Source organism: Sphingomonas sp. SORGH_AS_0789 (assembly GCF_031453055.1).
GTDB lineage: Bacteria > Pseudomonadota > Alphaproteobacteria > Sphingomonadales > Sphingomonadaceae > Sphingomonas.
Window position 1 is genome coordinate 2,777,629 of the sequence record NZ_JAVIYV010000001.1, and the last position, 12,952, is coordinate 2,790,580.

Here is a 12,952-nt window from a genome sequence, read left to right on the forward strand (position 1 = left end):
GCCGGGTGGGGCGGGCCGGGATCGCGCCGATGTCGTCCGCCCGCTCGGTGGGGCGGGGGTGGGTCAGTCGTCCTGCCAGGTCACGCCGTCGCGCTCGGTCAGCGCGATCGCGGCGGACGGGCCCCAGCTGCCGCTGGGATAGGATTTGGGCTTGAGATCATTCGCGTCCCAGCCCGCGCGGATCGCGTCGATCCAGGTCCACTGCGCCTCCACCTCGTCGCGGCGGACGAACAGCGTCTGGTCGCCTTCGATCAGGTCGAGCAGCAGCCGCTCATAGGCGATGCGGCGGCGGGTTCCGGCGAACTCGGCGTCGAGCGACAGGTTCAGCGGCACTTCGCGCAGATGGATGCCGTCGCGGTCCAGCCCGGGCTCCTTGGCCATCACCAGCAGCTGGATATATTCCTCGGGCTGGAGGCGGATGACCAGCGTGTTGGGCTGGAGCAGGCCGCCGCGTCCCGCGAACATCGAATGGGGGACTGGCTTGAACTGGATCGCGATCTCCGAACGGCGCGCGGCCATGCGCTTGCCGGTGCGCAGGTAGAAGGGCACGCCCTGCCAGCGCCAATTGTCGACATGCGCCTTGATCGCGACGAAGGTCTCGGTGCGCGACGGCTTGCCCAGTTCGTCGGCATAGGAGCCGACGATCTTGCCGCCCACCGCGCCGTCCACATATTGGCCGGTGACGGTGTTGTGGGGCACTTCCTCGGGCTTCATCAGGCGCAGCGAGCGGAAGACCTTGGCCTTCTCGTCGCGGATCGCGGTGCCGTCATAGCGCGCGGGCGGCTCCATCGCGATCAGCGCCAGGAGTTGCAGGATATGGTTCTGCACCATGTCGCGCAGCGCACCGGCGCCCTCATAATAGCCCGCGCGATCCTCCAGCCCGACCGTCTCGGCGATGGTGATCTGGACATTGTCGATGCCGTTGGCGTTCCAGATCGGCTCGAAGAAGAAATTGCCGAAGCGCAGCGCCAGGATGTTCTGGACGGTTTCCTTGCCCAGATAATGGTCGATGCGGAAAGTCCGCTCCTCCGGGAAGCCATAGGCGACCGCGTCGTTGATCTCCTTGGACGAGGCGAGGTCATAGCCCAGCGGCTTTTCCAGACCGATCCGCACCGTCTCGCCCGCCAGGCCCACCGATTCGAGGCCCTTGATCGTCGATTCGAACAGGCTGGGCGCGGTCGACAGATAGATGGCCAGGCCGTTCGACACATCGCCGACCTTCTCCGCCAGCGCGGGGAAACCCTCCGTCGTCGAAGCGTCGAGCGACTGATACTGCAATCGATTTAAGAAGCCCGCAATTTTTTCGGCGTCCTTGCGGTCATCGGGCAGGAACGTGTCGAGCGCGTGCGCGGCGAAGTCGCGGAAGCCCGCATCGTCATAATCGGACCGCGCCGTCCCGGTGATCGTCAACTCCTCGGGCAACAGCCCATCGGCGTGAAGATTATAGAGCGACGGCAGCAGCATACGCTGCGACAGGTCGCCGGTCGCGCCGAACAGCAGCAGCTTGCCAACGGGATTGCGCGTCATGACGTCTCCTTAGAGCACGAGGCCGGCGGTCGGATCGAGCCCGGCCATGATGTTCAGATTCTGGACTGCCGCCCCACCGGCACCCTTGCCCAGATTGTCGAGCGTGGCGATCAGTCGAGCAAGACCCGTGGCCGGATTGCCGCAGACACGCAAGGTCATCCGGTCGGTTCCGGCATTTTCCTCGATATTCACCGCCGCTACGTCCTGCGTGGAAAAGCGGACGATGCGGCCGTCGGCATAGGCCGCGGCCAGCGTGTCCGACACCGCCTGAAGCGACGGGCGGCCGGGCAGGGCGTAGAGCGGTAACGGCACCTCGACGACCATGCCGCGATAGGTGTCGACCACGGCGGGGGCGAAGATCGGCGCATGGGCCAGGCCCGAATGACGCTGCATCTCGGGCGCATGCTTGTGCGCCAGCGACAGGCCATAGGGGCGGAACGCCCGGTGCTCGGCGGTCTCATATTCGGCGATCATCGCCTTGCCGCCGCCCGAATAGCCCGACGCGGCGTTGACCGAAACCGGCCAGTCGGCGGGGATCAGGCCCGCGCGCACCAGCGGCCGGACGAGCGCCAGGAATCCGGTGGGATAGCAGCCGGGATTGGAGACGAAACGCGCCGCCGCGATCCGGTCGCCCTGCTCGGGCTCCAGCTCGGCCATGCCATAGACCCAGCCCTCCGCGGTGCGATGCGCGGTCGAGGCATCGACGACGCGCGTGCGATCATTGTCGATCAGCGACACCGCCTCGCGTGCGGCATCGTCGGGCAGGCACAGGATGACGAAATCGGCATCGTTGATCGCCTCGCGCCGCGCTCCCGCGTCCTTGCGGCGGTCGTCGGGCAGGGTGACGATCGCCAGGTCGGGGCGCCCGGCCAGCCGGTCGGTGATTTCCAGCCCGGTCGTGCCCGCGCCGCCGTCGATGAACACCGTCTTCGTCATTGCACCCGCTCCAGCAACGCCGCATCGCAATAGCCGACCAGGCCCATATGCGGCGCAATGCCCCAGGCCAGACCGCCCGCGACTTCCAGCACCTCGAACGCCTCGCCGGGGGCGAGTTCGGCCAGCACCTCGCTGTCGGTCTTGCGTCCCTCGCGCAAGGTCAGCGCACTGCACGTCTTATAGGACAGGGGCGCGGCATAATGGGGCGCGAATACGTATTCGGCCAGCCGGACATCGGCCAGATCGGCGCGAACCGCATGGGTGCGAGGGTCGAGGCTGACCCGGCGTCCCTGCAGCGCAAAGCTCTTACGCGCTGGCTCGCTGGAGGGCAGGGGCGTCGCCAGCGCCGATGAAATGTCCGAATTCTTCAAGAAAGTCCGCCCCTTCAGGTGTCCTGGCGACAAAGATGTTACGCTTGTCGCTATCATCGCGTTGGCGGCGCAGATAGCCCAGCGTTCCCAGTCTATTCAAGGCGCGGGTGACGACGGGTTTCGAGACGTTCAAGGCGCGCGCCAAACCGCGCACCGTATGCGGGCCTGGACGCAGGTAAACGACGAGCAGCAGGGCCATCTGCCGGTTGGTCAGGTCGGGTTCACCCGAACGGACATAATCGACCAGCGCCGACATCCAGGCCAGCAGCGTCTGCGGTTCGTGTGGGTGGGACACGATGGCGATTCCAATGGCTGTGCCGGGCTTTGCCGGGCGTTGTTACGTGTTCATAACGCCCTTTCCCAATGGTGGTTTCCACTGATGTTCCGCATTTGCGAACATCTTGTCGCCCCCCGACCGGCGATTCGTCGCGGCTCGGTCCGGCGCGGCAAGGTTGATCGCAGCCGCGGCCTCGCCTATGTGCGCGCTTTCGCACACCCTCCATCGGGATCACACGCGCCTCATGTTCGCATTCCTGCTCGTCATCCACGCCATCATCGCCGCGACCCTCGTCACGGTGATTCTCATGCAGCGGTCGGAAGGCGGCGGTCTGGGCATGGGGGGCAGCCCGTCGGGGCTGATGTCGGCACGCGGCGCGGCCGACTTCCTCAGCCGTGCGACTGCGGTGCTGGCCACCGCCTTTATCGGCTTCTCGATCCTGCTCGCGGTCCTGGCCGCGACGCGCGGCGCGCCCGCCATCGACACCTCGCTGGCCCGTACGCCCACGACCCAGGCGCCGATCACCCAGCCCGCGCCCGCTCCGGTTCCGACTGGGACCGCACCGGCCCAGGCTCCGGCGGACAATTCGGCGGTTCCGCTCGCCCGCTAAATTTCGTTTCCATCGCAGCATAGGCCAACGCGCCGCCGATAATTTCCGGCGGCGCGCATCTTTGCTGTTGTCGTATCCACCCCATCCAAGCTAGGCGATTCTTCCCATGGCGCGGTATATCTTCATCACCGGCGGCGTGGTTTCGTCGCTCGGCAAGGGCCTCATGGCGGCCTCTCTTGCGGCTCTTCTGCAGGCACGCGGTTACCGCGTGCGCATCCGCAAGTTCGATCCCTATCTCAACGTCGATCCGGGCACGATGAGCCCGTATCAGCATGGCGAGGTCTATGTGACCGACGACGGGGCGGAGACCGACCTCGATCTCGGCCATTACGAACGCTTCACCGGCGTGGCCTCGCGCCAGTCGGACAACGTCACCTCGGGCCGCATCTACAAGACGATCATCGAGCGCGAGCGGCGCGGCGACTATCTGGGCGCGACCGTCCAGGTGATCCCGCACGTCACCGACGCGATCAAGGCGTTCGCCAAGGCCGATACGGTCGACGAGAATGGCGAGGATCTCGACTTCGTGCTGTGCGAGATCGGCGGCACGGTCGGCGATATCGAATCGCTGCCCTTCATCGAGGCGATCCGCCAGCTCAAGAACGAGCTGGGCCGTGGCAAGTCGATCAGCATCCACGTGACGCTGGTGCCGTATATCGCGGCGGCGGGTGAGCTGAAGACCAAGCCGACCCAGCATTCGGTGCGCGAGATCGCGGCGCTGGGCGTGGCGCCTGACGTGCTGGTCTGCCGCTGCGAGCATCCGCTGCCCGCCTCGGACCGTGCCAAGATCGGCCTGTTCTGCAACGTGCCGCCCTCGGCGGTCATTCCGGCGCTGGACGCGGCGAGCATCTATGCGGTGCCGCTGCAATATCATGCCGAAGGTCTCGATTCGGAGGTGCTGCGCGCCTTCGGGATCGAGCCCGAGGGCGCGCCCGACCTGTCGCGCTGGACCGAGATCGTCGACCGCCTCACCAATCCCGAAGGCGAGGTCACGATCGGCGTGGTCGGCAAATATGTCGGCCTGCAGGATGCGTACAAGTCGCTCAACGAGGCGCTGGTGCATGGCGGCATCGCCAACAAGGTGAAGGTCCATATCCGCTGGATCGACGCCGAGCTGTTCGAGGGCGACGAGAGCGAGATCGCGCAGCAGCTCGAACCCTGCCACGCTATCCTGGTCCCCGGCGCGTTCGGCGAGCGCGGCGCGGCGGGCAAGATCGCGGCGGTCCGGTTCGCGCGGGAACGCCGCGTGCCCTATTTCGGCATCTGCTTCGGCATGCAGATGGCCTGTGTCGAGGGCGCGCGCGATCTGGCGGGGATCACGGACGCCTCCTCGACCGAGTTCGGCCCGACCTCGGAGCCGGTGGTCGGCCTGATCACCGAATGGATGGGCCGTGACGGCCTGGAGAAGCGCGAGGCCAGCGGCGACCTGGGCGGCACGATGCGGCTGGGCGCCTATCAGGCGAAGCTGGCGGGCAACAGCGTCGTCGCCTCCATCTATGGCAGCGAGGATATTTCCGAGCGGCATCGTCACCGTTACGAGGTGAACACTGCCTATAAGGAAGCGCTGGAAAAGGGCGGGCTGGTGTTCAGCGGCATGTCGCCGGACGGCACGCTCCCCGAGATCGTCGAGCGGCCCGATCATCCCTGGTTCGTCGGCGTGCAGTTCCATCCGGAACTGAAATCGAAACCCTTCGACCCGCATCCCCTGTTCGCCAGCTTCGTCGAAGCGGCGGTGAAGCAGAGCCGGTTGGTGTGATTTGATGACCCCGCCTCCAGATGGAGGCGGGGTTTTTCTTTGGGGGTGATTTTTTGCTTCGTTCGGGTTGGGCGAGGGAGACGCTGTCCACCTGGTGGATGGCTGGGCGTGGGCTTCGACTACGCTCAGCCTGAACGGGTGTGGGATTTGGGGAAAGGCGTTCGAAGCGACAGTCCTTGCGTCCGCCCAACCTCCGTTCAGCCTGAGCGTAGTCGAAGGCCAAGGGAGGCGCTGTCCACTTGGCGGATGACGGGGCGTAGGCTTCGACTTCGCTCAGCCCGAACGGGTGGGGGATCTGGGGAAGGCGGCCAAAGCGACAGTTCGTGCCGCCCGCCCACCCTCCGTTCAGCCTGAGCGCAGTCGAAGGCCAAGGGAGGCGCTGTCCGCTTGGCGGAGGGCAGGCGTGGGCTTCGACTACGCTCAGCCTGAACGGGTGTGGGGTTTGGGAAGGCGGCCAAAGCGACAGTCCTTGCCGCTCGCCCACCCTCCGTTCAGCCTGAGCGTAGTCGAAGGCCAAGGGAAAATCTGTCCGCCAACGAAAGACGGCACACAGACCTTGACCTCGCCCAGCCCGAACGGAGGCCGGAGAAAAACCAAAAGGCGCCCGGACCCGTCGGTTCGGACGCCCCGCGACGTCTTCAGGGAGGGAAAGACGTCGAGCCTTGTTACGCCGCCTTGGCCGCGTCGGCCTCTTCGGCGTGATGTTCGACCGCCGCCAGCGGCTGGCCCGTCTTGATCGCGATCGTCTTGGGCTTCATCGCCTCGGGCACCTCGCGGACGAGGTCGATGACGAGCAGGCCGTCGTTCAAGCGCGCATCCTCGACGAACACGAAGTCCGCCAGTTCGAAGCGCCGCTCGAACGAGCGATTGGCGATGCCGACATGCAGGAAGTTGGGCGTGGTCGCCTTGTCATCCTTCTTGCCGGTGACGAGCAGCATGTTCTGCTGCGCGGTGATCTCGATCTCGTCGCGGGCGAAACCGGCCACCGCCAGGGTGATGCGGTAACGGTCCTCGGCCAGACGCTCGAGATTGAAGGGGGGATAATTCTCCGCCGAAGCGCCGCGCGAATTGGCCTCCAGCAGATCGAACAGCCGGTCGAAACCGATGGTCGAACGGCGATACGGGGTCAGGTCGATACGCATGTCAAAACCTCCATCAGAAGCGAATTGAAGAGGATCGGCCCACCCGTCGCCCGGACGGGCAAGGCCGCTCCGTGTGGCCCGTCAGCGGCACCGCACGCGAACCGATATGGTTCGTGTTTGATGTCCTTCAAGAGCCCCTGCGGATCGAGAAGCAAATCTTCCAGCGGCCCAAGCCGGTCCGCGCTTGAATGCCCAGTAGATCGATGTGTGAATAGGAGGTGAAATCAAAAGGGGAGCTTCCATGTCCTTGACCCTGGCACTCATGCTTGCTGCCCAGACGGTGGCGGCCACGTCCGATCCACAGACCGCCACGCCGCCCGAGCCCGCCGCCCGGTCGGGTCGCGAAGAAGGGCGACTGGGCACCGCACAACAGGGCGGGGGCGACGTGGTCGTCACCGCGCGCCGTCGCGCCGAGACGATCCAGTCGGTCCCCATCGCCATGTCGGTGATCGGCGGCACCGCGCTGGCGGAGACGGGCACCTATAATGTCAACCGGCTGACCCAGATCCAGCCGACGCTGCAATTCTATTCGACCAACCCGCGCAACTCGGCCGCCAATATCCGCGGGCTCGGCGCGCCGTTCGGGCTGACCAATGACGGGATCGAGCAGGGCGTCGGCATCTATGTCGATCAGGTCTATTATAGCCGCATCGCCTCGGCGACGTTCGACTTCACCGATACCGAGCGGATCGAGGTGCTGCGCGGGCCGCAGGGCACGCTCTATGGCAAGAACACCACGGCGGGCGCGATCAACATCATCACCCGTCCGCCCAGCTTCACGCCCGAAGCGCGGGTCGAACTGAGCGGCGGCAATTACGACTTCTTCCAGGGCAAGGCGTCGGTGTCCGGACCGCTGGTCGACGACAAGGTGGCGGTGCGGCTGTCGACCTCGATCACCACGCGGCGCGGCACCGTCTGGAACACCCGTCAGCAGGAATGGCAGAACAGCCAGGACAATCTTTCGCTGCGCAGCCAGTTCCTGTGGCATGCCACGCCCACGCTCGACCTGACCCTGTCGGGCGATTATGCGCGGCAGAACCCCAATTGCTGCGTCCAATATTATGCGCGGGTGGGCGCGACCCAGCGTCCGCTCAATCGCCAATATCCGGCGCTGGCTGCCGCGCAGGGCTATAGCGTGCCGTCGACCAACGCCTTCGACCGGCTGACCGATGTCGATACCGATCTGCGCGCCAAACAGGAACTGGGCGGGCTGTCGCTGGTCGCCAACTGGGACATCGGATCGGCGACGCTGACCAGCGTGTCGGCGTGGCGTTTCTGGCATTGGGACCCGTCCAATGATCGCGACTTCATCGGCCTGCCCATCACCACCGTCTCGGCCAATCCGTCGCAGCAGAGCCAAGTGACGCAGGAAATCCGCATCGCCTCCAACGGCAAGCGGACGCTCGATTATGTGCTGGGCGCCTTTTATTTCTGGCAGTCGATCGACACGCAGGGTTTGCAGGTGCAGGGCCCGGCGGCGAGTGCCTTCCTGCTCAATCCGACGGGCTCTGCCGGGCGCAACCCCGCGACGCTGAACGGGCTGACCGCGCGCAACACGATCGGTTTCACCAACACCTCGGCGGCGCTGTTCGGCAAGCTGACCTGGCATGTCGACGATCGCCTGTCTGTGTCGCCGGGCCTGCGGCTCAACTACGACCGCAAGGATGGCTCTTATGTCTCGGTCGTCACCAATGGCGCGGGCTCGACCAGCCTGACCAGCGACCAGCGCGGCGTGCTGGCGCCGCAGAATTATACGCCGTCCTTCACCAACTGGAACCTGTCGGGCGACCTGACCATCGCCTATGAATTCAACCCCAATGTCCATTATTACGCGACCTATGCGCGCAGCTATAAGTCGGGGGGCATCAATCTGTCGGGCCTGCCACTGGATGCGCAGAACAACCCGATCCTGGCCACCCAGACGGTGAAGCCGGAAAAGGTCAATCATTTCGAGCTGGGGCTGAAGACCCAGTTCGCCGACCGCCGCGCGACGGTGAACATCGCGGGTTTCTGGACCGAGATCGGCGATTATCAGGCGACGGTGAACAATCTTCAGGTCAATGTCCTGCGCGGCTATCTGGCGAACGCCGGGCGCGTGCGGACGCGGGGGATCGAGATCGATTCGGCATTCCGCCCGACCGAACGGTTCAACGTCTATGCCAACGGCGCCTTCACCGATGCGCGCTATACCCGCTTCACCAACGCGCCATGCCCGCCCGAGCTGTCGGGCGGCACCGCGCTGCCGGTGGTCAACGGCCAGATCGTCGGCACGCCGGCGGCGGCGGGGACGCCGGGCAACTCGCTGCCCTATTGCAACATTTCGGGCCAGTGGCTGCCGGGCGTATCGCGCTGGGCCTTTTCCTATGGCGCGGAATATGACCTGCCCGCGACCGTGGCGGGGACCGAGGGGCAATTCTATCTCGGCTATGACGGCAGCTATCGGTCCAAATTCTCGTCCAACCCGTCGCGCTCGGCCTATACCGACATCAACGGATACAGCCTGTCCAATGTGCGGGCGGGGTTCAAGGCGCCGGGCAGCTGGAACGCGTTCGTCTGGGTCCGCAACCTGTTCGATCACAATTATTACGAGCTGTTGGCGACCCAGTCGGGTTCGACCGGGCTGATCGTCGGCCAGCCGGGTGATCCGCGCACATATGGGTTCACCATTTCCAAGTCGTTCTGACCCATTCCTCCCCATCGGTGGTGGGGAGGATCGAAGGGGACGAATCACAGGATTCGTCCACATTCGGTTCATCTTGATCTGGTATAGCGACAGTCCCGTGAACGGGCGCCGGGCCGGCATCTGGAAACGGAGTTTGGAAGCTCCCCGTTTTTCAGCCGGTTCCGGCGGCTTTTCGATGGAGCGATGCGCGACGAGGCCCTAATGACAAACGCCCGGACCGTTTCCGATCCGGGCGCCTGCGTGACGATCGCTCGTCAGCCCCCTTTTCCCGCTCCCGCATCAACCTCTTTGGGTGAGCGTTGGAGCAATCCCCGAACCACGGCCGTTGCTGCCTGTGTCTCAGTGAGATTGTGGTACGTTAGGATGGCGGGGCTTGTCATCCCTCTTGCGGCATCGATGCTACGATTGCGGGGCTTGTGTGGCCGTCGCGCAACAATGCCGCGAGTCGGCCGTTTGGCCGCCGGAACCGGGCGCGGCATTGCCACCGCCGGATGCCGCCCGTACAGCCGCTGGGCTTATCAGTTTCTCCACGGATCGATCGGACATCAATGATCCTGTCACGCTATGAACGGATGATCGCCCGGCGCTATCTGCTGCCGGGCAAGGGAGAGGCGTTCATCTTCCTCGTCGCCTCGATCAGCCTGGTCGCGGTCATGCTGGGCGTCGCCGCGCTCGTCATCGTCATGAGCGTGATGAACGGCTTTCGCGCCGAGCTGTTCGACAAGATCGTCGGGCTGAACGGCCATGCGGTGGTGCAGGGAGTGGGCGGGCGCCTGCCCGACTGGCGCGACATCGTGCGCGAGGCCAAGGCGACGCCGGGGGTGACCAGCGCGGTGCCGATGATCGAGCAGCCGTTGATGTCCAGCTATAACGGCCGGGTCGAGGCGGTGCTGGTGCGCGGCATGCGGGTGCAGGACATCCGGGGCAATTCGGCGATCCGCTCCAAGATCATCATGGGCAATCTGAACAGCATCACGCCGGGCAGCGGCCGGATCGCGATCGGCAGCCGACTGGCGGAGGCGCTGGGCGCGCAGGTCGGCTCGGAGATTTCGCTCATCAGTCCGCAAGGGCAGACCACCCCCTTCGGCACGGTGCCGCGCATCGTCAGCTATACGGTCGGCGCGATCTTCGAGATCGGGGTGTACGACTATGACAAGGCCTATGTCATCATGCCGATCGAGGATGCGCAGACGCTGCTCCTGATGGGCGACACGGTCGGCATGGTCGAGATCCAGACGGTGGATGCCGACCGGGTGGGCCAGATCCTCGCGCCGCTCGCCGACAAGCTGGGCGGGCGCGCGGTCATCGCCGACTGGCGGACGATGAACGCGCAGCTGTTCGAGGCACTGGCGGTCGAGCGGGTGGCGATGTTCACCGTGCTGTCGATCATCATCCTGGTCGCGGTGTTCAACATCCTGTCCTCGCTGATCATGCTCGTCCGCGCCAAGACGCGCGACATCGCGATCCTGCGAACGATGGGCGCGACGCGCGGCGGGTTGATGCGCATCTTCATGACGGTGGGCACGACGATCGGTGCGCTGGGCACGGTCGCGGGGCTGGCGCTGGGCGCGGTGTTCCTGTTCTATCGCCAGGGCGTGGTGAACTTCGTCCAGTTCGTGACGGGGCAGAATCTGTGGGACCCCTCGATCCGCTATCTGACCGAGCTGCCGTCCAAGACCGACGCCGTGGAGATCATCGTGATCGCGTCGATGGCGCTGGTCTTCTCCTTCCTCGCCACGCTCTACCCCGCCTGGAAGGCGGCGAGCACGGACCCGGTGCAGGTGCTGCGTTATGAATGATCCGATCATCCGCATGGGCGATGCCGTCGCCCCCCGCACCGCCGAGCCGGTGCTGGAGACGCGCGGGCTCTCGCGCAGCTTCACCCAGGGCGGGCAGACGATCGAGGTGCTGCGCGGCGTCGACCTGGCCGTCGCGCCGGGTGAGATCGTGGCGCTTCTGGGCCCCTCGGGTTCGGGCAAGTCGACGCTGCTCCAGGCGGTCGGTTTGTTGGAGGGCGGTTTCTCCGGCTCGATCCGGATCGCGGGCGAGGAGGTGTCGAAGCTCGACTCGCACGGCCGCACCATCGCGCGGCGCGACTATCTGGGCTTCGTCTATCAGTTCCACCACCTGCTGCCCGATTTCAACGCGATCGAGAATGTCGTCCTGCCGCAACTGGTGCAGGGCAAGCTGCCCGCCGCCGCCGATATGCGGGCCAGGGGGTTGCTGACCGCACTCGGCCTCGGCCACCGGCTGACCCACCGGCCGAGCCAGCTGTCCGGCGGCGAGCAGCAGCGCGTGGCGGTCGCCCGTGCGCTTGCCAACCAGCCGCCGCTGGTGCTGGCCGACGAGCCGACCGGCAATCTGGACGAACACACCTCTGAGGTCGTGCTGGCCGAATTCCTGCGGCTGGTGCGCGGCGAGGGCTCGGCGGCGCTGGTCGCGACGCATAACGAGCGGCTGGCGCTGAAGATGGACCGGGTGGTGCGCCTCCACGAAGGCCGCCTGCAATGAGCGCCTGGACCGAGACGCCGACGCTGACCGGCCGCCACGTTCGCTTGCGCCCCTTCGTCGAGGCCGATCTGCCCGCGCTGGTCGAGGCCGCGCGCGAAGGCGAGCTCTGGAACATCTTCTACGCCAATGTCTCGATGATGAAGACGCCCGAGCGCTGGCTGGCGGCGGCGCTCAAGGAGCGCGATGTCGGCCGTGCGCTGCTCTTCACCGTCGAGACGCCGGACGGCGCGGTGGTCGGCACGACCCGCTATATGCGGATGGCACCGCAGCATCGGCGGCTGGAGATCGGCGGCACCTTCTACGCCGCGCGCGTCCAGCGGACCGGGGTGAATACCGAGGCGAAGCGGATGCTGCTGGCCCATGCCTTTGAGGTGATGGAGTGTCAGGCGATCCAGATTCGCACCGATTCGCTCAACAAGCGCAGCCAGGCGGCGATCGAGCGGCTGGGCGCCAAGAAGGACGGCGTGCTGCGCGGTCATCAGGTGATGGCGGACGGGCGCATCCGCGACAGCGTCGTCTATTCGATCATCGACCGCGAATGGCCCGGCGTGCGCGCCAATCTGGACTATCTGCTGGGGAAGCATCGATGAGCGGGATCGGCGATTTCACCATCCGGGCGGCGGATGGCACGCCGGTCGCCATGGCGGCCTATGCCGGGCGCGTGCTGCTGGTGGTCAACACCGCGTCGAAATGCGGCTTTACCCCGCAATATGAAGGGCTGGAGGCGCTGCATCGCCGTTATGCGGCGCAGGGGCTGACCGTGATGGGCTTTCCCTGCAACCAGTTCGGCGCACAGGAGCCGGGTGATGCGGCGGAGATCGCGAATTTCTGTTCGCTGACCTATGACGTGACCTTCCCGGTGATGGCGAAGGTCGAGGTCAATGGCGACGGCGCCGATCCGTTGTTCGGGTGGCTGAAATGCGAAGCGCCGGGGTTGCTGGGGACCAAGGCGATCAAGTGGAACTTCACCAAGTTCCTGGTGGATCGGTCGGGCAAGGTGGTCGGCCGCTATGCCCCGACGACCAAGCCGGAGGATCTGGCGCGCGACATTGAGGGGCTCCTCTAGGTTTCACGGTTGCTCGGGCTTAGACCCGACCCATGTTCGGCCTGAGGCCAGGGAGCAAGTAGCGCTGTTTGGC

Annotated in this window: 12 protein-coding genes; 7 read left to right on the forward strand and 5 right to left on the reverse strand. The window is 65.7% G+C overall.

Annotated elements, in window-relative coordinates; genetic code table 11:
• Positions 1-63: 63 nt before the first annotated feature.
• Genes zwf through QE360_RS12825 form a run of 4 tightly spaced genes read right to left on the reverse strand, consistent with a single transcriptional unit; the run spans position 64 to position 3,090 of the window.
• Positions 64-1,527: a glucose-6-phosphate dehydrogenase gene (gene zwf, locus QE360_RS12810; RefSeq protein ID WP_309702033.1), complete on the reverse strand. Its 1,464-nt coding sequence runs from the start codon at positions 1,525-1,527 to the stop codon at positions 64-66.
• Between the two features lie 9 nt (positions 1,528-1,536).
• Complete coding sequence (gene argC, locus QE360_RS12815) at positions 1,537-2,463, reverse strand: N-acetyl-gamma-glutamyl-phosphate reductase (protein WP_309702035.1); 927 nt, start codon at positions 2,461-2,463, stop codon at positions 1,537-1,539.
• Positions 2,460-2,834 carry an SH3 domain-containing protein gene (locus tag QE360_RS12820; RefSeq protein WP_307099491.1) on the reverse strand — a complete coding sequence of 125 codons (375 nt, stop codon included), beginning with the start codon at positions 2,832-2,834 and terminating at the stop codon, positions 2,460-2,462. The genes argC and QE360_RS12820 overlap by 4 nt, the downstream gene beginning before the upstream one ends.
• Entirely contained in the window at positions 2,770-3,090 is a 321-nt protein-coding gene (locus tag QE360_RS12825; RefSeq protein ID WP_058732142.1) for a MarR family transcriptional regulator, read from the reverse strand. Before QE360_RS12825 ends, QE360_RS12820 begins: the two co-directional genes overlap by 65 nt.
• Before the next feature lie 265 nt (positions 3,091-3,355).
• On the opposite strand from QE360_RS12825, the gene secG reads away from it, so the two are divergent.
• Positions 3,356-3,721, forward strand: coding sequence for a preprotein translocase subunit SecG (gene secG / locus QE360_RS12830; RefSeq protein ID WP_309702037.1), 366 nt, complete (start codon positions 3,356-3,358; stop codon positions 3,719-3,721).
• Positions 3,722-3,827: 106 nt separating this feature from the next.
• Positions 3,828-5,477 (forward strand): CTP synthase, encoded by a 1,650-nt coding sequence (locus QE360_RS12835; protein WP_307099486.1) that lies wholly within the window; start codon positions 3,828-3,830, stop codon positions 5,475-5,477.
• Positions 5,478-6,142: 665 nt separating this feature from the next.
• Here the strand turns inward: QE360_RS12835 and QE360_RS12840 are convergent.
• The gene (locus QE360_RS12840) at positions 6,143-6,619 is read right to left on the reverse strand and encodes an Hsp20 family protein (RefSeq protein WP_309702040.1); all 477 of its coding nucleotides are present in this window, start codon (positions 6,617-6,619) and stop codon (positions 6,143-6,145) included.
• A gap of 241 nt (positions 6,620-6,860) precedes the next feature.
• Between QE360_RS12840 and QE360_RS12845 the strand changes: the two genes are divergently transcribed.
• The 5 genes from QE360_RS12845 to QE360_RS12865 all read left to right on the forward strand — a co-directional run bounded on the left by QE360_RS12845 (position 6,861) and on the right by QE360_RS12865 (position 12,879).
• On the forward strand, positions 6,861-9,302 hold the full coding sequence (locus QE360_RS12845) for a TonB-dependent receptor (protein WP_309702042.1): 2,442 nt from the start codon (positions 6,861-6,863) through the stop codon (positions 9,300-9,302).
• Positions 9,303-9,850: 548 nt separating this feature from the next.
• Complete coding sequence (locus QE360_RS12850; RefSeq protein ID WP_309702044.1) at positions 9,851-11,101, forward strand: lipoprotein-releasing ABC transporter permease subunit; 1,251 nt, start codon at positions 9,851-9,853, stop codon at positions 11,099-11,101.
• Between the two features lie 13 nt (positions 11,102-11,114).
• Positions 11,115-11,813: an ABC transporter ATP-binding protein gene (locus QE360_RS12855; RefSeq protein ID WP_307104547.1), complete on the forward strand. Its 699-nt coding sequence runs from the start codon at positions 11,115-11,117 to the stop codon at positions 11,811-11,813.
• Complete coding sequence (locus tag QE360_RS12860; RefSeq protein WP_309702046.1) at positions 11,810-12,403, forward strand: GNAT family protein; 594 nt, start codon at positions 11,810-11,812, stop codon at positions 12,401-12,403. The genes QE360_RS12855 and QE360_RS12860 overlap by 4 nt, the downstream gene beginning before the upstream one ends.
• Entirely contained in the window at positions 12,400-12,879 is a 480-nt protein-coding gene (locus QE360_RS12865) for a glutathione peroxidase (RefSeq protein ID WP_309702047.1), read from the forward strand. Before QE360_RS12860 ends, QE360_RS12865 begins: the two co-directional genes overlap by 4 nt.
• Positions 12,880-12,952 lie beyond the last annotated feature (73 nt).

Excerpts from the sequence above, each read along its gene's own strand:
- zwf (WP_309702033.1), bottom strand. The coding sequence starts at position 1,527 with ATGACGCGCAATCCCGTTGGCAAGCTGCTGCTGTTCGGCGCGACCGGC.
- argC (WP_309702035.1), bottom strand. The coding sequence starts at position 2,463 with ATGACGAAGACGGTGTTCATCGACGGCGGCGCGGGCACGACCGGGCTG.
- QE360_RS12825 (WP_058732142.1), bottom strand. The coding sequence starts at position 3,090 with ATGTCGGCGCTGGTCGATTATGTCCGTTCGGGTGAACCCGACCTGACC.
- secG (WP_309702037.1), top strand. The coding sequence starts at position 3,356 with ATGTTCGCATTCCTGCTCGTCATCCACGCCATCATCGCCGCGACCCTC.
- QE360_RS12835 (WP_307099486.1), top strand. The coding sequence starts at position 3,828 with ATGGCGCGGTATATCTTCATCACCGGCGGCGTGGTTTCGTCGCTCGGC.
- QE360_RS12840 (WP_309702040.1), bottom strand. The coding sequence starts at position 6,619 with ATGCGTATCGACCTGACCCCGTATCGCCGTTCGACCATCGGTTTCGAC.
- QE360_RS12845 (WP_309702042.1), top strand. The coding sequence starts at position 6,861 with ATGTCCTTGACCCTGGCACTCATGCTTGCTGCCCAGACGGTGGCGGCC.
- QE360_RS12850 (WP_309702044.1), top strand. The coding sequence starts at position 9,851 with ATGATCCTGTCACGCTATGAACGGATGATCGCCCGGCGCTATCTGCTG.
- QE360_RS12855 (WP_307104547.1), top strand. The coding sequence starts at position 11,115 with ATGGGCGATGCCGTCGCCCCCCGCACCGCCGAGCCGGTGCTGGAGACG.
- QE360_RS12860 (WP_309702046.1), top strand. The coding sequence starts at position 11,810 with ATGAGCGCCTGGACCGAGACGCCGACGCTGACCGGCCGCCACGTTCGC.
- QE360_RS12865 (WP_309702047.1), top strand. The coding sequence starts at position 12,400 with ATGAGCGGGATCGGCGATTTCACCATCCGGGCGGCGGATGGCACGCCG.